The following is a 19930-nucleotide window of genomic DNA, read 5'->3' as shown; positions in this document are numbered from 1 at the left end:
CTTGGGGTGCCGGTCGTCAGCCCTGCTCGCGGAGTTGCTCCTCCGTCAGGCCCCGACGCCAGTAGCCGACGAAGGTGACGCGGCGGCGGTCGATGCCGCGTTCGCCCACGAAGTGCCTGCGCAGTTGCTTGACGCGGGCGGACTCGCCGGCGATCCAGACGTACGGGCGCTCGGCGGGCGGCAGCTGGGCCGCGCGCAGGGTGGTGAGGGTGGCCTCGGGGCCGCTGGTGACGTCCCTGACCAGCCAGTCGACCTCGGCGTCGGCCGCCGTCGTCAGCTCCTGCACGTCCTCGGCGTGCGGCACCTCCAGCCAGACCCGGGCGCGGGTGCCGGGCGGCAGTGACTCGACGATGGCGCAGGCGGCCGGTACGGCGGTCTCGTCGCCCCAGATCACCACCAGGTCGGTGTCCTCGGGCGGCCGGAAGCGGATCGCCCGGTTGTCGGCGACCGCCGGGCCGAGCAGCACGACCCGGTCGCCGGGGGCGGCGTCGGCGGCCCAGCGGGAGGCGGGGCCGGCCTGGAGGGCGGCCCCGGGTTCGACGCCGTGCAGCACGAAGTCGATGTCGATCTCCGCGGTGTCCCCGTGGGCGTCCCGGCGCAGGCCCCGCAGCGTGTACGAGCGCATCACCGCGCGTACGTCGTCGGGCAGTTCACGCCACCCCTGCCACCAGCCGTCGCCCAGCTCGACGGGCACCGCGGGCTCCGGCTGCCCCGGATGCGGCAGGAACAGCGACAGGGACTGGTCCTGCCCGCCGGAGTGGAAAGCGCGCAGGTCGGGGCCCGCGAAGGTGACCCGGGTCAGAGACGGCCCGAGCCGCCTCGTCCGTACGACCTGGAGGGAGAAGAAGCGGAACGGGGCGGCTACGGCCGTCGTCATGAAGGGCTCCGGGAGGAGGGGAGAGGGCGAGAGGTCAGCCGACCTTCTTGGCGTTCTCGATCGCCTCGGCCAGGTTGTCGAGGAGCGGCGTGCACTTGTCGTAGGACAGGATCGGCTCGGGGGAGCGGGCGATGACCTGGCCGGCCTTGACCGCGGGCAGCTGCTTCCAGGTGCCCTCGGTGATGTCGGCGGGCTGGATGGTCGAGGCGCGGTCGTCCATGATGATGACGTCGGCCGGGTACTTGTCGACGTTCTCCCAGCTCAGGCTCTCGAACCAGCCGCCGGTCGCCTTCTTGGCCGCCTCGGAGGGCTCGACGAAGTTGACGCCGAGGGCCTTGAAGTACTCCAGGTCCACGGAGAGGTTGGTGCCGGAGACGTAGAAGAGCTCGGCGCTCGCGGAGCCGGCCAGCACCCTGATCTCGGGCTTGGCCTTGGCGGCGGCGCGCAGTCGGGCCGCGGCCTTCTCGAAGGCGGCCTTGGCGTCGGTGGCCTTCTTGGCCTTCATGTCCGCGCCGAGCGACTCGGCCAGCTCCCACATGCGCTGGAGCGGCTGGGTGAGCTGGCGGTCGAAGACGGAGATCGCGACGCTCGGAGCGAGCTTGGCGATCTTGTCCTTGGAGTCCTCCGGGACGGACCAGAGGGTGCCCGCGGTGTCGAACGTCGTGGTGATGAGCACCTCGGGGGCGAGGGTGGCGTACTTCTCGACGTTGAGCTTGCCCCACTCGTTGCCGAGGACGGTGACCTTGCTGACGTCGAGGTCGCCGGCCTGGACGTCGGGCTTGCCGTCCTTGGTCGTGGTGGGCCCGAACACGCCCTTGACCTGGACGCCGTAGTCGTGGAGGGCGGCGGCGACACCGGTGAAGGCGACGATGTTCGCCGGGACCTCGTCCAGCTTCACGGTCGTGCCGCGGTCGTCCTTGAAGGACCAGGGACCGGACTTGGCGGCGGCCTTCCCGTCGTCCGAGCCACCGCTTTTCGCGTCCTCGTCACCGCAGGCCGTGAGTACGGCACCGAGGCCGAGTGCGCCGCCCGCGGCGAGGATTCCGCGACGGGTCAGGTGGGTAGCTCTGGCGTTGAACATGGCGTGGCTGCTTTCGAACGGTGCGGAGCGTCCGCAGGACAAGTTCAAGGTAGGTTAGCCTAACCTCAGATCTTGTTCATAGGGCGGGGCTGTGACCAGCCCCGGACCAACCCCGCCCGGACCGCCCGTACCTCAGCTCACCAGGCCCAACTCCCTCGCGATCAGCATCCGCTGGACCTCGCTGGTGCCCTCGCCGATCTCCAGGATCTTCGCGTCCCGCCACATGCGGGCCACCGGGTACTCGTTCATGAAGCCGTAGCCGCCGTGGATCTGGGTGGCCTCGCGGGCGTTGTCCACGGCCACCGTCGACGAGTACAGCTTCGCCAGCGCCGCCTCCTTCTTGAAGGGGTCGCCGGTCACCAGCCGGGAGGCCGCGTCGCGCCACGCGAGGCGGGCCGTGTGGGCCTTCATCTCCATGTCGGCGATCTTGAACTGGATCGCCTGGTTGGCGCCGATGGGCTTGCCGAAGGCGTGACGTTCCTTCGCGTACTTGACCGACTCGTCGACACAGCCCTGCGCGAGCCCCGTGCCCAGCGCCGCGATGGCGACGCGCCCCTCGTCGAGGATGCGCAGGAACTGGGCGTACCCGCGGCCCTCCTCGCCCAGCAGATTCGCCGCCGGGACCCGGACGTCGGAGAAGGACAGCTCACGGGTGTCCGACGCGTTCCAGCCGACCTTCGAGTAGGGGGCGGCGACCGTGAAGCCCGGGGTGCCGGACGGCACGATGATCGCCGAGATGAGCGGACGGCCGTCCGGCTTGCGGCCGGTGACCGCCGTGACCGTCACCAGACCGGTGATGTCCGTGCCCGAGTTGGTGATGAAGCACTTGGTGCCGTTGATGACCCACTCGTTCGTCTCCGCGTCCAGGCGGGCCGTCGTCCGCGTCGCGCCCGCGTCCGAGCCGCCGTCCGGCTCGGTCAGGCCGAAGGCGCCGAGGATCTCGCCGGAGCACAGCCGGGGCAGCCACTCGCGCTTCTGCTCGTCGGTGCCGAACAGGTGGACCGGCATGGCGCCCAGCGAGACGCCCGCCTCCAGGGTGATCGCCACCGACGAGTCGACGCGGGCCAGCTCCTCCAGGGCGATGCCGAGCGCCAGGTAGTCGCCGCCCATGCCGCCGTACTCCTCCGGGAACGGCAGGCCGAACAGGCCCATGCGGCCCATCTCCCGGACGATCTCGTACGGGAACTCGTGCCGCTCGTAGAAGTCGCCGATCTTGGGCGCCACGACGTCGTGGGCGAACTCCTCCACCGTGCGGCGGAGCTCCTCGAGTTCGGGGGAGAGCTTGTGGTCCATGGCTGTCACTTCTCCTGGTCGGAGTCGTCGCCCGGGCCCGCGAGGGCCCGGACGGTGCGGGACGGGCTGGGTCGGCCCAGGTGGGCGGCCATCCAGACGCTGGTGGCGACGAGAGAGCCGAGGTCGACCCCGGTGTCGATGCCGAGGCCGCGCAGCATCCACACGAGGTCTTCGGTGGCGAGGTTGCCGGTGGCGGACTTCGCGTAGGGGCAGCCGCCCAGTCCGCCGGCGGAGGCGTCGACGGTGGTCACGCCGTGCCGCAGGGCGGCGTAGGTGTTCGACAGGGCCTGGCCGTAGGTGTCGTGGAAGTGCACGCCCAGGGCGCTCACCGGCACACCGGCCTCCGTGAGCGCGGTGAGCAGGGCGCTCACCTGCCCCGGGGTCGCCACCCCGATGGTGTCGCCCAGGCTCAGTTCGTCGCAGCCCATGTCCAGCAGGGCCCGGCACACCTTCACCACCTGCTCGACGGGCACGGCGCCCTCCCAGGGGTCGCCGAAGCACATCGACAGGTAGCCCCGTACGTGAACGCCGTCCGCGTCCTTCGCCCGCGCCACCACCGGCTCGAACATGGCCAGCGCCTCGTCCACCGTCCGGTTGAGGTTGGCCTTGGCGAAGGACTCCGTGGCGCTGGCGAAGACCGCGACGCGGCGGGCGCCGAGCGCGAGCGCGCGGTCGAGGCCGCGTTCGTTCGGCACCAGGACGGGCAGGTCGACCGGCAGGTCCGCGACCGCCGGGAAGAGCTGCTCCGCGTCCGCCAGTTGGGGAACCCACCTGGGGTGCACGAAGCTCGTCGCCTCGATGGTGGTCAGGCCCGTGGCGGCCAGGCGGCGGATGAACTCCGCCTTCACCTCCGCCGGGACGGTCGCCTTCTCGTTCTGCAGGCCGTCGCGGGCGCCGACCTCGTGGATGCGGACGCGGGCGGGCAGGCCGTCCGCCGGTACGACCATGGGCAGGTCCGGTTCGGGGGCGTTCATGCCGTCTCCTCCGTGTCCTCCGCCGGCGTGATGACCGCCAGTACCTGGTCCATGGCGACCGTCGTGCCCGGCGCCACGTCCAGCTCGGCGACCGTGCCCGCGTGCGGGGCGGAGATGACGTGCTCCATCTTCATCGCCTCCACGACCAGCAGACTCTGCCCGGCGGTCACCTCGTCGCCGACGGCGACCTTCACCACCGTCACCGTGCCCGGCATGGGCGCGGTCAGCGAGTCGGCGCCCGCGTGCGCGGCGCCGGTGAGGGAGGCGGCGACCGGGTCGTGGTCGCGCACGTGCCAGGCGTCGCCGTCGCGGCCGAGCCAGTCGGCGGCGCGGTGGAAGGTGTGCCGGACGCCGTCCAGGGTGACGGCGACGTGGTCCTCGGTGACGGTGTGGGCGCCGCGCGGGGTGTGCTCCACCGGGTCGGTGACGCGCAGGTGGAAGGCGACCGGCTTCGGCTCGCCGCCCATGCGCCAGCCGCTCGGCACCGAGAACGGGTCCGTCCAGCCGTCCCCGCGCGGAAGCAGCGCGTCCAGCCGTACGGCCGCCGCCGCCTCGTACACCTCCTCCGGCACGTCGGTGGTGACGAGACCGTCGGCCTCGCGCTCCACCAGCCCGGTGTCCAGCTCGCCCGCCACCACCGCCGGGTGCGCGAGGAGCCGGCGCAGGAACCCGGCGTTGGTCTGCACGCCCAGCGTCACCGTCCGGGCCAGGGCCGCCCGGAGCCTGCGCAGGGCGGTGGCGCGGTCGGGGCCGTACGCGATCACCTTGGACAGCATCGGGTCGTAGAGGCTGCCGACCTCGGTGCCCTCGCTGAGGCCGGAGTCGGTGCGGACGCCGTCGCCCTCGGGCTCGTGCAGGCGCAGCACCGTGCCGCCGGACGGGAGGAAGCCGCGCGAGGGGTCTTCGGCGCACAGCCGGGCCTCGACCGCGTGCCCGGTCAGCCGGACGTCCTCCTGCGCGAAGCCGAGCGGTTCGCCCGCCGCCACCCGCAGCTGCCACTCCACCAGGTCCACTCCCGTGACCAGCTCGGTCACCGGGTGCTCGACCTGCAGGCGGGTGTTCATCTCCATGAAGTAGTACTGGGAGGGGTCGCTGCCCGGCACGATGAACTCCACCGTGCCCGCGCCCCGGTAGCCGCAGGAGCGGGCCGCCTGCACGGCCGCCTCGCCCATCGCGGCACGGGTCGCCTCGTCGAGGAGCACACTCGGCGCCTCCTCGATGATCTTCTGGTGCCGGCGTTGCAGCGAGCACTCGCGCTCGCCCAGGTGCACGACGTTTCCGTGGCCGTCGGCCAGGACCTGGATCTCGATGTGCCGGGGCCGGTCGATCCACCGCTCCACGAGCAGCGTGTCGTCGCCGAAGGAGGCGCGGGCCTCGCGGCGGGCGGCGGCGATCTCGTCGGCGAGCACGGCGGCGTCCCGCACCAGCCGCATGCCCTTGCCGCCGCCACCGGCCGACGGCTTGAGCAGCACCGGCGTGCCGATCTCGCGGGCGGCGTCGGCGAGCTGCGCGTCCGTCAGCCCGCTGCCACTGGAGCCGGGTACCACCGGGACCCCGGCCGTCTTCACCGTCTCCTTGGCGCGGATCTTGTCGCCCATCAGGGCGATGGCGTCGGCGGACGGTCCGATGAAGACCAGCCCCGCCTCCTCGCAGGCCCGGGCGAAACCGGCGTTCTCGGCGAGGAAGCCGTACCCGGGATGGACGGCCTGTGCCCCCGTCCGGGCCGCCGCCTGAAGCAGCCGCTCGACGGACAGATAGCTCTCCGCCGCCGGCGCCGGACCGATCCGTACCGCCTCGTCGGCCTCCCGCACGTGCCTCGCGTCCGCGTCGGCGTCGGAGAAGACCGCCACCGAGCGCACGCCCATCGAGCGCAGGGTCCGGATGACACGCACCGCGATCTCACCGCGGTTGGCCACCAGTACCGTGTCGAACATCGAGCTCCCCATCGGGCTTCCCATCGAGTCCCCTCCTCACATCCGGAAGACGCCGAACTGGGGGTCGCCCAGTGGCGCGTTGGCACACGCGGTCAGGGCCAGACCCAGCACCTGCCGGGTGTCGGCGGGCTCGATCACCCCGTCGTCCCACAGGCGGGCGGTCGCGTAGTAGGCGTTCCCCTGATGCTCGTACTGCGCACGGATCGGCGCCTTGAAGGTCTCCTCCTCCTCGGCCGGCCAGTCCTCCCCGCGCGCCTCCAGCTGGTCCCGCTTGACCGTGGCCAGTACGGACGCGGCCTGCTCGCCGCCCATGACGGAGATCTTGGCGTTGGGCCACATCCACAGGAAGCGCGGCGAGTACGCCCGCCCGCACATCGAGTAGTTCCCCGCGCCGTACGACCCGCCGACCACGACCGTCAGCTTCGGCACGCGCGTGCACGCCACCGCCGTCACCATCTTGGCGCCGTGCTTGGCGATGCCGCCCGCCTCGTAGTCCCTGCCGACCATGAACCCGGAGATGTTCTGCAGGAACACCAGCGGGATGCCGCGCTGGTCGCACAGCTCGATGAAGTGGGCGCCCTTCTGGGCCGACTCGGAGAAGAGGATGCCGTTGTTGGCGACGATCCCCACCGGGTGGCCGTGGACGCGGGCGAAGCCGGTGACGAGGGTCTGCCCGTACTCGGACTTGAACTCGGCGAACCTGGAGCCGTCCACCACGCGCGCGATGATCTCGCGTACGTCGTAGGGGGTGCGGGAGTCGACCGGGACCGCGCCGGACATGCCGTGCGGGTCGACCTTGGGCTCGACGGCGGGCTCCACACCCCACGGGAGCTTGCCGCGCTCGGGCAGCGTGGAGACGATCTGCCGCACGATCCGCAGCGCGTGCGCGTCGTCCTCGGCCAGGTGGTCGGTCACGCCGGACACGCGCGAGTGGACCTCGCCGCCGCCCAGCTCCTCCGCCGTGACCACCTCACCGGTGGCCGCCTTCACCAGGGGCGGGCCGCCCAGGAAGATCGTCCCCTGGTTGCGGACGATCACCGCCTCGTCGCTCATCGCGGGGACGTACGCGCCGCCCGCCGTGCAGGAGCCGAGGACGGCCGCGATCTGCGGGATGCCGGCGCCGGACATCCGGGCCTGGTTGTAGAAGATCCGCCCGAAGTGCTCGCGGTCCGGGAAGACCTCGTCCTGCATCGGCAGGAAGGCGCCGCCCGAGTCGACGAGGTACAGGCACGGCAGCCGGTTCTCCAGCGCCACCTCCTGTGCCCGCAGGTGCTTCTTCACGGTCATCGGGTAGTACGTGCCGCCCTTGACGGTGGCGTCGTTGGCGACGATCACGCACTCCCGGCCGCTCACCCGCCCGATACCGGCGATGACGCCGGCGGCCGGGGCCTGTCCGTCGTAGAGCCCGTCGGCCGCGAGCGGCGCCAGCTCCAGGAACGGCGAACCCGGATCGAGCAGCGTGTCCACGCGGTCGCGCGGCAGCAGCTTGCCGCGCGCGGTGTGCCGGGCCCGCGCCCGCTCGCCGCCGCCGAGCCGGGCCGCCGCGAGCTTGGCGCGCAGCTCCTCCACGAGGACGCGGTGCGCCTCCTCGTTGGCCCGAAAGGCCTCGGAGGCGGGATCTGCCGCCGTCGTCAGCTCCGGTGCCTCGTGCATCCTGCGGTCCCCTCACCGATGGTCGATCAGTTAATGAGCGTTAACGCATTTCCTCCAGGTTAACGACCGCTAACCTCCCTGTCTAGAATTGACTCCATGGCCACGAGAACCGACGCCCCCACCCGCCGCGAGCAGATCCTCAAGGAGGCCGCCCGGCTCTTCGCCGAGCGCGGCTTCCACGGTGTCGGCGTCGACGAGATAGGTGCCGCCGTCGGGATCAGCGGCCCCGGCCTCTACCGGCACTTCGCGGGCAAGGACGCCATGCTCGCCGAGCTGCTCGTCGGGATCAGCGACTCGCTGCTGACCGGCGCGAAGCGGCGGCTGGCGGAGGCGGACGGGGTGACCGGACCCGAGGCGGTCCTCGACTCGTTCATCGAGGGGCACATCGACTTCGCACTCGACGACCGCCCGCTCATCACCCTGCACGACCGCGAGCTGGACCGCCTGCGGGACGCCGACCGCAAGATGGTGCGGCAGCTCCAGCGGCAGTACGTCGAGCTGTGGGTCGGGGTGGTGCGCGAGGTCTACCCGGCGGTGTCGGAACCGAGTGCCCGCTCGGCCGTGCACTCGGTCTTCGGCCTGCTGAACTCCACCCCGCACCTGGGCCGCCCCGGCTCCCTGCCGGGCCGCGCGGTGACGGCGACGCTGCTGCACCGGATGGCGCGGGGGGCGTTCGCGGCGGTGGCCGCCGGCTGAAGGGGGCGGGGGAGTGACGAGGGTTACCCACGCCCCACTCTGGACGCCTCTACCTACCCGCCGGTACGGTGAAGTCTGAGCAAGCGCTTAGATACGTACCCTGGAGGTGGCGCGGTGCGCCGTACGGTGTTCAACGAGGACCACGAGGCGTTCCGGGAGACCCTGCGCGCCTTCATCGAGGCCGAGGTCGTCCCCGTCTACGACGAGTGGTTCGCCGCGGGCCAGGCGCCGCGCGAGTTCTACTACAAGCTCGGCGAGCTGGGCATCTTCGGCATCAACGTGCCGGAGGAGTACGGCGGCGCGGGCATGGACAGCCACAAGTTCGAGGCCGTCCACTACGAGGAGACCGCCCGCGCGGGCGTCACCTTCGGCGGCTCCGGCGTGCACGTGCTGCTCGCCCTGCCGTACATCAAGATGCTGGCCACCGACGAGCAGAAGAAGCGCTTCCTGCCGAAGTTCGTCAGCGGCGAGGAGATGTGGGCCATCGCGATGACGGAACCGGGCACCGGTTCCGACCTCGCCGGCATGAAGTCCACCGCCAAGCTCTCCGAGGACGGCACCCACTACGTCCTCAACGGCGCCAAGACCTTCATCACCGGCGGCGTGCACGCCGACAAGGTGATCGTCTGCGCCCGCACCGCCGCGCCCACGGCCGAGGACCGCCGCCACGGCATCTCCCTGTTCGCCGTGGACACCAAGTCCGAGGGCTACTCGGTCGGCCGCAAGCTGGACAAGCTGGGTCTGCGCACCTCCGACACCGCCGAGCTGGCCTTCGTCGACGTCAAGGTGCCCGTCGACGACCTGCTCGGCGAGGAGAACAAGGGCTTCTCCTACCTGGGCCACAACCTGGCCTCCGAGCGCTGGGGCATCGCCTTCGGCGCCTACGCCCAGGCCAAGGCCGCAGTCCGCTTCGCCAAGCAGTACGTGCAGGACCGCACCGTCTTCGGCAAGCCGGTCGCCCACTTCCAGAACACCAAGTTCGAGCTGGCCGCCTGCCAGGCCGAGGTGGACGCCGCCGAGGCCGTCGCCGACCGCGCCACCGAGGCCCTGGACGCCGGCGAGCTCACCCCCGCCGAGGCCGCCAGCGCCAAGCTGTTCTGCACCGAGGTCGCGCACCGGGTCATCGACCGCTGCCTCCAGCTGCACGGCGGCTACGGCTACATGAACGAGTACCCGATCGCCCGCCTGTACGCGGACAACCGCGTCAACCGCATCTACGGCGGCACCAGCGAGGTCATGAAGATGATCATCGCGAAGAACATGGGCCTGTGACCCACGGGGCATGAGCGAAGCACTCCAGTCCCTCCTCGATCTGCTCGACCTCGAGCGGATCGAGGAGGACATCTACCGCGGCCACTCCCGCTCCGCCGTGGTCCCCCGGGTCTTCGGCGGGCAGGTGGCGGCCCAGGCGATGGTCGCCGCCGGCCGCACGGTCCCCGAGGACCGGCACGCGCACTCCCTGCACGCGTACTTCCTGCGCCCCGGCGACCCGGGCGCCTCCATCGTCTACAACGTCGACCGCCTGCGTGACGGCCGCTCCTTCACCACCCGCCGCGTCGTCGCCGTCCAGCACGGCAAGCCGATCTTCACCCTGTCGGCGTCCTTCCAGACGTACGAGGAGGGCCTCGACCACCAGGCCCCGATGCCGCCCGCACCGGACCCGGCGACCCTCCCCACCGGCGAGGAACGGCTGCGGAGCTACCCGCACCTGCCCGCAGAGACCGTCGAACGCTTCGTGGAGGCCCGCGCGGCAGTCGACCTCCGCTACGTCGACGACCCGCCCTTCGGCGACTTCGGCACGCCCCGCGAGCCGCACTCCCAGGTCTGGTTCCGCACCAACGGCAAGCTCTCGGACGACCCCCTCCTGCACGTCGTCCTCGCCACCTACGTCTCCGACATGACCCTCCTCGACTCGGTCCTGCTCGCGCACGGCCGCGGCGGCTGGGCCGTCGGTGACGTCGTCGGGGCCTCGCTGGACCATGCGATGTGGTTCCACCGGCCCTTCCGTGCCGACGAGTGGCTGCTGTACGACCAGCAGTCGCCGTCCGCGTCCGGCGGCCGGGGTCTCGGCCAGGCCCGGATCCACACCCAGGACGGGCGGCTCGCCATCTCGGTCATCCAGGAAGGTGTGGTGCGCGTCCCGAGGGAACACTGAGGGCATGGCCGAACCCGTGCGCGAACGGCATGTGACCGACGGCGGCGGCGACAGCACCTTCACGGTGATCGTCGCCGCCCTCGCCAATCTGGGCATCGCCATCGCCAAGGCGGTGGCCGGCGTGCTCAGCGGGTCCAGCGCGATGCTGTCGGAGGCCGCGCACTCGGTCGCCGACACCGTCACCGAGGTCCTGCTGCTGACCTCACTCAGACGCGGCGCCCGTCCCGCCGACGAGGACCACCCCCTCGGCCACGGCCCCGAACGCTACATCTGGGCCCTGCTCGCCGCCGTCGCCACCTTCGTCGGCGGCGCGGTCTTCGCCCTCTACGACGGCGTGCACTCCCTCACCCACGGCGAGGAACCCGGCGACCCGCTGGTGGCGTACCTCGTCCTGGCCGTCGCCTTCCTCCTGGAGGGCTACTCCCTGCGCACCGGCCTGAAGCAGGCGCGCGGCGAGGCCCGCCACTACAAGGTGCCCTTCGGCCGCTATCTGCGCCGCACCCCCGACACCGCCGTGAAGGCCGTCGTCATGGAGGACTCCGCCGCCCTCGCCGGCCTGCTGCTGGCCGCGGGCGGACTGCTCGGCGGGCAGCTCACCGGCTCCGGCGTCTGGGACGGCGTCGCCTCGCTCTGCATCGGCGCCCTGCTGCTCTACGTCGCCTGGGTGCTCGGCCGCGCCAACGCCGGGTTCCTCATCGGCCGGCCGCTGCCCCGCACCGTGCGGGACCGCGTCCGGGCGGAACTGGTGGCCGTCGAACACATCGAGGCCGTACTGGAGCTGACCACCCTCGTGCAGGGCCCGCGGGAGGCGCTGGTCGCCGCCAAGGTCGACTTCCGGGACGTGGCGACGGCGGCGCAGATCGAGTGGGCGTGCGAGCGGGCCGAGCAGCGGCTGCGCGAGGAGTTCCCGATCGTCCGCCGGGTCTACCTGGACCCGACGCCCGGGTTCGCGCAGCGCCGCTCGGAAGGGCTCAACCCCTGGCCATGAGGGGTCGGCGGGCGTGCGGGACCGGCGGGGCTACTTGAGTCCCGCCTCCGTCAGCAGATACGCCGTCATCGGGTCGTAGTAGCGCGGGCTGACCACGTGGTCGTCCAGCGGCACCGCGACCTGGAGGGTGCCCTCGGACTCGGCGAGGAAGAGCGCCGGGTCGTTGCAGTCGGCGTATCCGACGGAGTCGACGCCGTGCTGAGCGGCGTAACCGGCCCAGCCGTGGTCGGCGACGACCAGGTCGGGCAGCGGACGGCCCGCGCGCTCCAGACCGGTCAGGATGGCCTTCATCGGTTCACCGGAATGGGTGTGCCACAGCGAGGCGCCGTGCTCCAGCACGGCCACGTCCGCGAACTGCTGGACGTACCCCTCCTCCGTCGTCAGCCCTTCCGGGATCACGACGATCTCGCATCCGGCGGTGCGCAGCGCGTCGGCCGTGGCGCGGTGCACGTCGAGCAGACCGCCCGGGTGACCGGTCGCGAACAGCACGCGCTGCCCGCCGTCGGCCGCCTTGCGCAGCCGCCCGGCCATGCGCTCCAGCGCGGCCACGGTCAGCTCCGGGTCGATGGTGTCCTGGCCGTACCGGTATTCCGGGTCGTCGTTGACGCCGACCCGCTCCGCCATCACCGCCAGCACATCCTGCTCGTCGCTCCAGCGGTCGCCCAGCTCCAGGCCGAGCCAGAAGTTGCGGTCGCCGTTCGCCAGCTTCCGGTAGTGGGAGAGGTTGTTCTCGCGGGGCGTGGCGACGTCGCCCGCGATACGGGTTCTGACGAGGTGTTCGGCGAGTTCGGCGCGGCTGGGTGTCCCGGGTATCGGCATGGCTCCATTGTGAGGCAGCCGACAGTCGGCGTCTTGGGCATGTCGCCCGCTGCGACGTGGGTCACCTCCGCAGCGCGAACCACAACTCCATCCGTACGTCCGGGTCGTCGAGGTCGGCGTCCAGCAGGGCCGCGCAGCGGGCGATGCGCTGCCGGACGGTGTTGCGGTGCACGGACAGGGCGACGGCGGTGCGGTCCCAACTGCCGTGCAGGGAGAGCCAGGCGCGCAGCGTCTCGGTGAGCGCCGGAACCGCCGCGACCGGCGCGAGCAGCGCACGCGCGTGCGCCTCGGCCTCGCCGTCCGGCACGAGGTCGGCCAGCGCCGGCCGCGCGCCGTGCCGGACCAGCGGCACCCGGGTGGCCCCGGCCCGGGCCAGCGCGCGGGCCGCCTGGGCGTCGGCGGCCGGCCACTCGGCGGGGGCGACGGCGGAGCTGACGCCGAGGGTCCAGCCGGGCTGAGCGGCCGGCCCGGTGACGGCCGCGGGCCCTCCGGCCCCGGCTTCCGGGTCGGTCGCGGGTGCGGGGCCCGCGTCGGCCCCGGCCCCGGATCCTCCCTCCGCGCCGGCGTGCCGGATGGCCGGTACGAGCACCCGTACGACGTCCCCGTCCGTGTCGACCAGTGGGGAGCCGAGAGCCGTGCCCAGCGCGGAGGCGGAGACCGGGTCGGGGGCCCCGGTGGCGGGGCGGGCGTGCACGACGTGCCATTGGGTGACGCCCTCGCCGCCCCCTCCGCCCAGCAGCGGCGCGACCTCCTCGGGGCGGGCGCCCAGCAGCAGCCGTACGAGTGCGGAGGAGCGGGCCGCGCCCGTGCCGCTCTGGTGCTCGCCGGTGAGGAGGGAGAGCAGGACGGCGGCGACCGACGCGATGGTGTGGTCCCCGGACTCCCGGTGCGGGGCCGCCACCCCGAGGACGAAGCCCTGCCCGGTGCCGAGGGCGTACACGGCGAGACGGGTGCCCGCGACCGTGTCCGTGGCGGTGCTGGAGGCGTGGCCGGTGACGTACCGGGCCAGCTCCGCCAGCGCCCGCCCCACCTCGCCCCCGGGCTCCCGCCCCGCCGCCGCGATCTCCGCGCCCTCCGGCCCGTACAGCACCGCCCGCCCGTCCAGCCGGGTCGCCAGCCGGCGCAGTACCGACGGCACCGGGTCCGGACGGGAGGCCGCGGCTGCCAGACCCTGCTGGGCCTCGGAGACCCGGCGCAGCTCGGCGAGCCGGGCCCGCGCCATCAGCTGCCACACCGCGCGGGCCACACCGGAGAACGTCGTCCTCGGCGGCACCTCCACCAGCGGCAGCCCGTACGCCTCGCAGGCCGCGACCAGCGCCCCCGGCACGGTGTCGTGCACCGGCGCCACCCCGAAGCCGAGCGCGGCGCCGCCGGCCGCCACGATCCGCGAGACGTAGTCGTCGAAGTACGTCCCCGAGTCCGCCCCCTCCGGGATGTGCACGCCCGCGGTCAGCAGCAGCTCGCCGCCCAGCAGGTACGGGAAGGGGTCGGACATCTCCGAGGTGTGCGCCCAGTGGACCGTCACCTGCGCGGCCGGGGGTCCCGCGAGCTGCCGCAGGGCCAGGTCCTCGCGGGACAGCAGGGCCGCGAGGGACACCGGGGGAGTGGGAGGCGTGGGCGGAACGGCCGATTCCTGCATGGTGGACGTTTCCTCCATCCAAGTGCTGCCGACTGGATGAAACGTACACTTCGCAGCCGCTTTTCAGCCACCTAGTGTCAACCTCGACCGGCGGCCGCGGGTACGGGCGGATGTCCCCGCGACCAGCCACCGGACAACTCCCCACCGCACGACACGCCACCGACACAGGCGAAGGAGGCCCCCATGGCCGTCGACTACGTAGTGATCGTCGTCTATCTCGCCGGGATGCTGGCCATGGGCTGGTGGGGCATGCGCCGCGCCAAGTCCAAGAGCGAGTTCCTCGTCGCCGGACGCCGTCTCGGCCCCGCGATGTACTCCGGCACCATGGCGGCGATCGTCCTCGGCGGCGCGTCCACCATCGGCGGCGTCGGCCTCGGCTACCAGTACGGACTGTCCGGCGCCTGGATGGTCGTCACCATCGGCCTCGGCCTGCTCGCGCTGTCCGTCTTCTTCTCCGCGCGCATCGCCCGCCTGAAGGTCTACACCGTCTCCGAGATGCTCGACCTCCGCTACGGCGGCAGGGCCGGCGTCATCTCCGGCGTCGTCATGTGGGCGTACACCCTGATGCTGGCCGTCACCTCCACCATCGCCTACGCCACCATCTTCGACGTCCTCTTCGACGTGAACCGCACCCTGGCGATCATCCTGGGCGGCTCGATCGTCGTCGCCTACTCCACGCTCGGCGGCATGTGGTCCATCACGCTCACCGACATGGTGCAGTTCGTGGTGAAGACCATCGGCGTACTGCTCCTGCTGCTGCCCATCGCGGTCGTCAAGGCCGGCGGCTTCAGCGAGATGAAGGCCCAGCTGCCGACCTCGTACTTCGACCCGCTGGGCGTCGGCGGCGAGACCATCTTCACCTACGTGCTGATCTACACCTTCGGCATGCTCATCGGTCAGGACATCTGGCAGCGCGTCTTCACCGCGGGCAGCGACCGCACCGCAAAGTGGGGCGGCACCATCGCCGGCACCTACTGCCTCGTCTACGCCGTCGCCGGTGCGGTCATCGGCACCGCCGCCAAGGTGCTCTACCCCAAGCTCGGCAGCCCCGACGACGCCTTCGCCACCATCGTCAAGGACGAACTGCCGATGGGCGTGCGCGGACTCGTGCTGGCCGCCGCCCTGGCCGCCGTGATGTCCACGTCCTCCGGCGCCCTCATCGCCTGCGCCACCGTCGCCAACAACGACATCTGGTCCCGGCTGCGCGGCGTGATCCGCAAGCCGGAGGGGGAGGGCGAGGGCGAGCACGACGAGGTGAAGGGCAACCGCGCCTTCATCCTCGCCATGGGCGTCGCGGTGATCCTCATCGCCATCGCCCTCAACGACGTCGTCGAGGCCCTCACCGTCGCCTACAACCTCCTCGTCGGCGGCCTCCTCGTCCCCATCCTCGGCGGGCTGCTGTGGAAGCGCGGCACCGCACAGGGCGCCCTCGCCGCCGTAGCGGTCGGCGGACTCGCGGTCGTCGGTCTGATGGCCGCCTACGGCATCCTCGCCAACGAGCCCGTCTACTACGGCCTGCCGGCCTCCCTCGCCGTCTACGTCGCCGTCTCCCTGGCCACCCGCCCCACCGACGAGGCGATCCTCACCGCCTGGCGCGAACGCCTCGCCGGACGGGCTCCCGAACCCCGGTCCGAACCGGCGGTCCCGGCTCACCAGTAGAGTCGGACCGCAGTAGTACATACGCGACGAAGCGTAAGAAGGAAGGCAGTACATGAGCAGCAACGAGACGCCCCGCGGCCCCGTCGACTCCTCCCGCGTCCCGCGCTACGCGGGTCCCGCGACCTTCGCCCGGCTGCCCCGCCTCGACGAGGTCGGGACCGCCGACGTCGCCGTGGTCGGCGTGCCGTTCGACTCGGGCGTCTCCTACCGGCCGGGAGCCCGCTTCGGCGGCAACGCCATCCGCGAGGCCTCCCGCCTGCTGCGCCCCTACAACCCGGCACAGGACGCCTCTCCCTTCGCCCTCGCCCAGGTCGCGGACGGCGGTGACATAGCGGTCAACCCCTTCAACATCAACGAGGCCGTCGAGACCGTCGAGGCCGCCGCCGACGACCTCCTCGGCACCGGCGCCCGGCTGATGACCCTGGGCGGCGACCACACCATCGCCCTCCCGCTGCTCCGCTCGGTCGCCAAGAAGCACGGCCCGGTCGCCCTGCTCCACTTCGACGCCCACCTCGACACCTGGGACACCTACTTCGGCGCCGAGTACACGCACGGCACCCCGTTCCGCCGCGCCGTCGAGGAGGGCATCCTCGACACCTCCGCCCTCTCCCACGTCGGCACCCGCGGCCCCCTGTACGGCAAGCAGGACCTCACCGACGACGAGAAGATGGGCTTCGGCATCGTCACCTCCGCCGACGTCTACCGACGTGGCGCCGACGAGGTCGCCGACCAGCTCCGCCAGCGCATCGGCGACCGTCCCCTCTACATCTCCATCGACATCGACTGCCTGGACCCCGCCCACGCCCCCGGCACCGGCACCCCCGAGGCCGGCGGCATGACCTCCCGCGAGCTGCTGGAGATCCTGCGCGGCCTGGCATCCTGCAACCTGGTGTCGGCCGACGTCGTCGAGGTGGCCCCCGCGTACGACCACGCGGAGATCACCTCGGTCGCGGCCTCCCACACGGCGTACGAACTGACCACCATCATGAGCCGCCAGATCGCCCAGGCGCGCACGACGGACCAGGAGACCGAGACCAAGTGACCCACGACCACGACCTGGTGCTCCGTCCGACCGCCGCCCAGACGGAGGCCGCGCTCAACCCTCCCCCCGGCCGCAACGGCGGAGACCTGGTCGTGGAGACCCTGGCCGGGCTCGGCGCGACCACCGTCTTCGGCCTGCCCGGCCAGCACGCCCTCGGCATGTTCGACGCGCTGCGCCGCTCGGACCTGCGCTACATCGGCCTGCGGGTGGAGAACAACGCCGGTTTCGCGGCGGACGCGTACGGTCGGATCACGGGTGAGGCGGCCCCGCTGCTCCTGTCCACCGGCCCGGGAGCCCTCACCTCCCTGGCCGCGCTCCAGGAGGCACGGGCGGCCTCCGCCCCCGTGCTGGCGATCAGCAGCCAGGTCCCGACGGCGGGCCTGGGCGGCGGACGCCACGGCTACCTGCACGAACTCCCCGACCAGGCGGCGTCGTTCCGGGGCGTGGTGAAGTCCGTCCACACCGTCCGCACCCAGTCCCAGATCCCGTCCGCGATCGCGGAGGCGTGGACGTCGGCGCTGACCGCCCCGCACGGACCGGTCTGGGTGGAGATCCCTCAGGACGTCCTCCTGTCCGAGACACCGATCCCCGTCGTGACCGGCGGCGACGCCTTCCCCGAGGAACTGCCCCCGCGCCCCGAACTCACGGCGCTCGCGGCTGACCTGCTCTCCCGCGCCGAGCGCCCCGCCATCATCGCGGGCGGGGGCGTCGTCCGGGCGGACGCGTCGAAGAAGCTGCGGCAACTGGCGGAGCGGCTCCAGGCCCCGGTCGTCACCACCTTCGGCGGCAAGGGCGCGTTCCCGTGGACGCACCCCCTGTCCCTCCAGTCCTGGCTGGAGGACCGTCACACGACGGACTTCCTGGAGGACGCCGACGTACTCCTGGTCGTCGGCTCCGGCCTCGGCGAACTCTCCTCGAACTACCACACGTTCAAGCCGCGCGGCCGCGTCGTCCAGATCGAGGCCGACCTCGGCAAACTCGAATCCAACCACCCGGCGCTCGGCATCCACGCCGACGCCCGCCTCGCCGTCCAGGCCCTGCTGGAGACGGTGGACGAACGCACCGACCCCGCCGCCCCGGAACGCGTACGGGCCGTGCTGGACAAGGTCCACGAGCGCGTCGCGTCCCAGGAACTCACCCTGGAGCAGGACGTACTGGCGGCCGTCCGCCGGGCCCTTCCGGCCGGCGCCCCGTCCTTCTGGGACATGACCATCCTCGCCTACTGGGCGTGGTCGGCCTTCGACGCCAAGGCCCCCAACACCATGCACTCGGCCCAGGGCGCGGGCGGCCTCGGCTACGGCTTCCCGGCGGCGTTGGGAGCCGCGGCGGCCGACCCCACCCACCCGGTCCTGGCGGTCTCCGGCGACGGTGGTGCCCTGTACTCCATCGCGGAACTGGCCACCGCCCGCCAGTACGACCTGAACGTCACCTGGCTGATCGTCGACGACGGCGGCTACGGCATCCTGCGGGAGTACATGACCGACGCCTTCGGGCAGCCGACGGCGACGGAACTGACCCGCCCCGACTACGTGGCCCTCGCCGAGTCGTTCGGCGTGCCGGGCGTGCGTACGTCGCCGGAGGCGCTGGAGGCCGACCTCGCGAAGGCCCTGGCCGCACCGGGGCCCTCGGTGGTCGTCCTCCCCGCCGTACTGCGCATGTTCGCGCCGACGCACCTGGACTGAGGGCGGCTGGGCCTACCAGATCGCCTCGACCCACTCCGGGTGGTCGACGAACGGGTTGCGGTTGTGCTGGTAGGAGTCGTGGATGACCTGGTTGCGCCGCTCCTCGAAGGCGTCCGGCGGGTCCTCGTCGTTCCACTGCTTCAGCACGTCGAGCTTGCCGATGTACGGGCTGCTGCCGTTGTCGACGCTGCCGTTGACCTCCAGGTCGGCCCAGCCGTCGCCGCCCTCGTAGCGGACCGCCATGTAGAAGATCATGCGGGCCACGTCGCCCTTGACGGCGTCGCGGGGCTCGAAGGAGTCGGAGTCGGTGAGGCTGCCGCCGTCGTCGGTGAAACCGCTGCCGCCGTCGTCGAAGTCCTTGTTGCCCCGGACGCCGTTGACCCGGACGTCCTCTGGGCGCAGATGGTGCAGGTCCGTGCCGGGCCCGGTCGAGGTGCCGAAGTCGCCGTGGGACTTGGCCCACACGTGCTCGCGGTTCCAGTCGCCGGTGTCGCCGCCGTTCAGCGACTTGCTGCGGGAGATGCCCGAGTAGAGCAGGATCACGTTGCCGCTGTCGGCCGGGTCCTGGTCGGTGTTCCTCAGCGCGTCCCAGACCGCCGAGTACGAGAGCTTGGTCTGGTCGCTGATGATCGTGTGGAGGGACGACTTGAGGCTTGCGCCGGTCTTGCCGATCGCGTCCTCGTAGTACGTCGAGTCGTAGTCGGTTGCCGTTGCCGTTGCCGTTGCCGTTGCCGTTGCGGTGGCGGTGGCCGGGGTGGCGGCCAGGGAGGGGGCGGCGAGGCCGGCGAGTGCGGCGGCTGTGGCGAGGACGGCGGTCTTCCGGCGCCGTATGCGTATCGCGAGCATGTGGGGTGTCCGATCTACGCGAGTAGTGGAACGGTGAACCGAGCGTGACATGGACATGTTGTAGGCGGGGTGTACGGAACGTGGCGATTGCGTGACGACGGGCCCCCGGCCGTCGTGGTCGGGGGCCCGTCGTGCCGGATGCGGCCGGGTCAGTCCACGTCCGAGGGGTCCAGCCGGTAGACAGCCGACGTGCTCTCCGCCTCCTCGACGGCTGTGCCGTGCTCCTGGACCCACTGGGCCACCTCGGAGCTGACTCCTGAGCCGCCGCCCGTACCACCGCCCGTGCCTCCGCCGCCGACCTGGACGTAGCGCAACTCGCCCGTCCGCACAAGCTCCTTGAGGCGGGTGAGGGTCATGGCGTTGTCGCTGCCGGACCAGCCCCACATGGAGATGACGGGTTGGCCGCTGCTGAGGATGAGCTGCGCGGCGCTCTGCGAACTCGACACCGCGACGAGCCACTCGGCGCCGTCCCGGTGCTTCTTCAGATAGGCGATCAGCTCACTGCTCGCTCCGTCCGTGCCGTCGTCCGTGCCCGAGCCGCTGCCCGGGGGTGTGCCGTTCGGGGGTGTACCGCCCGCCTTCCCGACGTCGC

The 19930-nt window shown here is 72.0% G+C and carries 16 protein-coding genes and 1 pseudogene; 7 read left to right on the top strand and 10 right to left on the bottom strand.

What is annotated here, in order from left to right:
- Window positions 1-16 precede the first annotated feature (16 nt).
- The 6 genes from EBH09_RS13040 to EBH09_RS13015 all read right to left on the bottom strand — a co-directional run bounded on the left by EBH09_RS13040 (window position 17) and on the right by EBH09_RS13015 (window position 7812).
- Window positions 17-877: a siderophore-interacting protein gene (locus tag EBH09_RS13040; protein WP_121747117.1), complete on the bottom strand. Its 861-nt coding sequence runs from the start codon at window positions 875-877 to the stop codon at window positions 17-19.
- A 34-nt stretch (window positions 878-911) separates the two neighbouring features.
- Entirely contained in the window at window positions 912-1958 is a 1047-nt protein-coding gene (locus tag EBH09_RS13035) for an ABC transporter substrate-binding protein (protein WP_121747116.1), read from the bottom strand.
- Window positions 1959-2090: 132 nt separating this feature from the next.
- A complete protein-coding gene (locus tag EBH09_RS13030; RefSeq protein ID WP_121747115.1) occupies window positions 2091-3251 on the bottom strand; it encodes an acyl-CoA dehydrogenase family protein in 1161 nt (386 codons plus the stop codon).
- A gap of 5 nt (window positions 3252-3256) precedes the next feature.
- On the bottom strand, window positions 3257-4225 hold the full coding sequence (locus EBH09_RS13025; protein WP_121747114.1) for a hydroxymethylglutaryl-CoA lyase: 969 nt from the start codon (window positions 4223-4225) through the stop codon (window positions 3257-3259).
- Window positions 4222-6159 (bottom strand): acetyl-CoA carboxylase biotin carboxylase subunit, encoded by a 1938-nt coding sequence (locus tag EBH09_RS13020; RefSeq protein WP_121747113.1) that lies wholly within the window; start codon window positions 6157-6159, stop codon window positions 4222-4224. Before EBH09_RS13020 ends, EBH09_RS13025 begins: the two co-directional genes overlap by 4 nt.
- Window positions 6160-6195: 36 nt before the next feature.
- Window positions 6196-7812 (bottom strand): carboxyl transferase domain-containing protein, encoded by a 1617-nt coding sequence (locus EBH09_RS13015; protein WP_121747112.1) that lies wholly within the window; start codon window positions 7810-7812, stop codon window positions 6196-6198.
- 96 nt (window positions 7813-7908) lie between these two features.
- On the opposite strand from EBH09_RS13015, the gene EBH09_RS13010 reads away from it, so the two are divergent.
- From EBH09_RS13010 to EBH09_RS12995, 4 genes are all read left to right on the top strand, one after another.
- Entirely contained in the window at window positions 7909-8508 is a 600-nt protein-coding gene (locus tag EBH09_RS13010; protein WP_121747111.1) for a TetR/AcrR family transcriptional regulator, read from the top strand.
- A gap of 114 nt (window positions 8509-8622) precedes the next feature.
- Window positions 8623-9780 (top strand): acyl-CoA dehydrogenase family protein, encoded by a 1158-nt coding sequence (locus tag EBH09_RS13005; protein WP_121747110.1) that lies wholly within the window; start codon window positions 8623-8625, stop codon window positions 9778-9780.
- 10 nt (window positions 9781-9790) lie between these two features.
- Window positions 9791-10663, top strand: a complete 873-nt coding sequence (locus tag EBH09_RS13000) for an acyl-CoA thioesterase II (RefSeq protein ID WP_121747109.1) — start codon at window positions 9791-9793, stop codon at window positions 10661-10663.
- Window positions 10664-10667: 4 nt separating this feature from the next.
- Window positions 10668-11651 carry a cation diffusion facilitator family transporter gene (locus tag EBH09_RS12995; RefSeq protein ID WP_121747108.1) on the top strand — a complete coding sequence of 328 codons (984 nt, stop codon included), beginning with the start codon at window positions 10668-10670 and terminating at the stop codon, window positions 11649-11651.
- Between the two features lie 30 nt (window positions 11652-11681).
- Here the strand turns inward: EBH09_RS12995 and EBH09_RS12990 are convergent, their stop codons facing one another.
- Both EBH09_RS12990 and EBH09_RS12985 read right to left on the bottom strand, forming a co-directional pair.
- Window positions 11682-12470 carry a phosphatase gene (locus EBH09_RS12990; protein WP_121747107.1) on the bottom strand — a complete coding sequence of 263 codons (789 nt, stop codon included), beginning with the start codon at window positions 12468-12470 and terminating at the stop codon, window positions 11682-11684.
- A 61-nt stretch (window positions 12471-12531) separates the two neighbouring features.
- Window positions 12532-14109, bottom strand: a complete 1578-nt coding sequence (locus EBH09_RS12985; protein ID WP_193776266.1) for a PucR family transcriptional regulator — start codon at window positions 14107-14109, stop codon at window positions 12532-12534.
- 183 nt (window positions 14110-14292) lie between these two features.
- On the opposite strand from EBH09_RS12985, the gene EBH09_RS12980 reads away from it, so the two are divergent.
- Genes EBH09_RS12980 through EBH09_RS12970 form a run of 3 tightly spaced genes read left to right on the top strand, consistent with a single transcriptional unit; the run spans window position 14293 to window position 18492 of the window.
- A complete protein-coding gene (locus EBH09_RS12980; RefSeq protein WP_121747105.1) occupies window positions 14293-15768 on the top strand; it encodes a sodium:solute symporter in 1476 nt (491 codons plus the stop codon).
- Window positions 15769-15820: 52 nt separating this feature from the next.
- On the top strand, window positions 15821-16810 hold the full coding sequence (gene speB, locus EBH09_RS12975; RefSeq protein WP_121747104.1) for an agmatinase: 990 nt from the start codon (window positions 15821-15823) through the stop codon (window positions 16808-16810).
- Window positions 16807-18492: a thiamine pyrophosphate-binding protein gene (locus tag EBH09_RS12970; protein WP_121747103.1), complete on the top strand. Its 1686-nt coding sequence runs from the start codon at window positions 16807-16809 to the stop codon at window positions 18490-18492. Before speB ends, EBH09_RS12970 begins: the two co-directional genes overlap by 4 nt.
- Window positions 18493-18504: 12 nt before the next feature.
- Here EBH09_RS12970 and EBH09_RS12965 read toward each other — a convergent pair whose 3' ends face one another.
- On the bottom strand, window positions 18505-19338 hold the full coding sequence (locus EBH09_RS12965) for an endonuclease (RefSeq protein ID WP_121747102.1): 834 nt from the start codon (window positions 19336-19338) through the stop codon (window positions 18505-18507).
- A gap of 149 nt (window positions 19339-19487) precedes the next feature.
- Window positions 19488-19930: pseudogene (locus EBH09_RS12960) on the bottom strand (hypothetical protein); the annotation flags it as partial.

Origin of the sequence: Streptomyces sp. E2N166 (assembly GCF_003671715.1) — a bacterium.
In the GTDB taxonomy this organism is placed as follows: domain Bacteria; phylum Actinomycetota; class Actinomycetes; order Streptomycetales; family Streptomycetaceae; genus Streptomyces; species Streptomyces thinghirensis.
This window is presented reverse-complemented; position numbering and strand designations above follow the sequence as displayed.

What these genes read in the sequence shown, in the direction of transcription:
- EBH09_RS12995 (WP_121747108.1), top strand. Translation starts at nt 10,668, where the DNA reads ATGGCCGAACCCGTGCGCGAACGGCATGTGACCGACGGCGGCGGCGAC.
- speB (WP_121747104.1), top strand. Translation starts at nt 15,821, where the DNA reads ATGAGCAGCAACGAGACGCCCCGCGGCCCCGTCGACTCCTCCCGCGTC.
- EBH09_RS13040 (WP_121747117.1), bottom strand. Translation starts at nt 877, where the DNA reads ATGACGACGGCCGTAGCCGCCCCGTTCCGCTTCTTCTCCCTCCAGGTC.
- EBH09_RS12990 (WP_121747107.1), bottom strand. Translation starts at nt 12,470, where the DNA reads ATGCCGATACCCGGGACACCCAGCCGCGCCGAACTCGCCGAACACCTC.
- EBH09_RS12985 (WP_193776266.1), bottom strand. Translation starts at nt 14,109, where the DNA reads ATGCAGGAATCGGCCGTTCCGCCCACGCCTCCCACTCCCCCGGTGTCC.
- EBH09_RS13000 (WP_121747109.1), top strand. Translation starts at nt 9,791, where the DNA reads ATGAGCGAAGCACTCCAGTCCCTCCTCGATCTGCTCGACCTCGAGCGG.
- EBH09_RS12965 (WP_121747102.1), bottom strand. Translation starts at nt 19,338, where the DNA reads ATGCTCGCGATACGCATACGGCGCCGGAAGACCGCCGTCCTCGCCACA.
- EBH09_RS13015 (WP_121747112.1), bottom strand. Translation starts at nt 7,812, where the DNA reads ATGCACGAGGCACCGGAGCTGACGACGGCGGCAGATCCCGCCTCCGAG.
- EBH09_RS13010 (WP_121747111.1), top strand. Translation starts at nt 7,909, where the DNA reads ATGGCCACGAGAACCGACGCCCCCACCCGCCGCGAGCAGATCCTCAAG.
- EBH09_RS13030 (WP_121747115.1), bottom strand. Translation starts at nt 3,251, where the DNA reads ATGGACCACAAGCTCTCCCCCGAACTCGAGGAGCTCCGCCGCACGGTG.
- EBH09_RS13020 (WP_121747113.1), bottom strand. Translation starts at nt 6,159, where the DNA reads ATGTTCGACACGGTACTGGTGGCCAACCGCGGTGAGATCGCGGTGCGT.
- EBH09_RS13035 (WP_121747116.1), bottom strand. Translation starts at nt 1,958, where the DNA reads ATGTTCAACGCCAGAGCTACCCACCTGACCCGTCGCGGAATCCTCGCC.
- EBH09_RS12980 (WP_121747105.1), top strand. Translation starts at nt 14,293, where the DNA reads ATGGCCGTCGACTACGTAGTGATCGTCGTCTATCTCGCCGGGATGCTG.
- EBH09_RS13025 (WP_121747114.1), bottom strand. Translation starts at nt 4,225, where the DNA reads ATGAACGCCCCCGAACCGGACCTGCCCATGGTCGTACCGGCGGACGGC.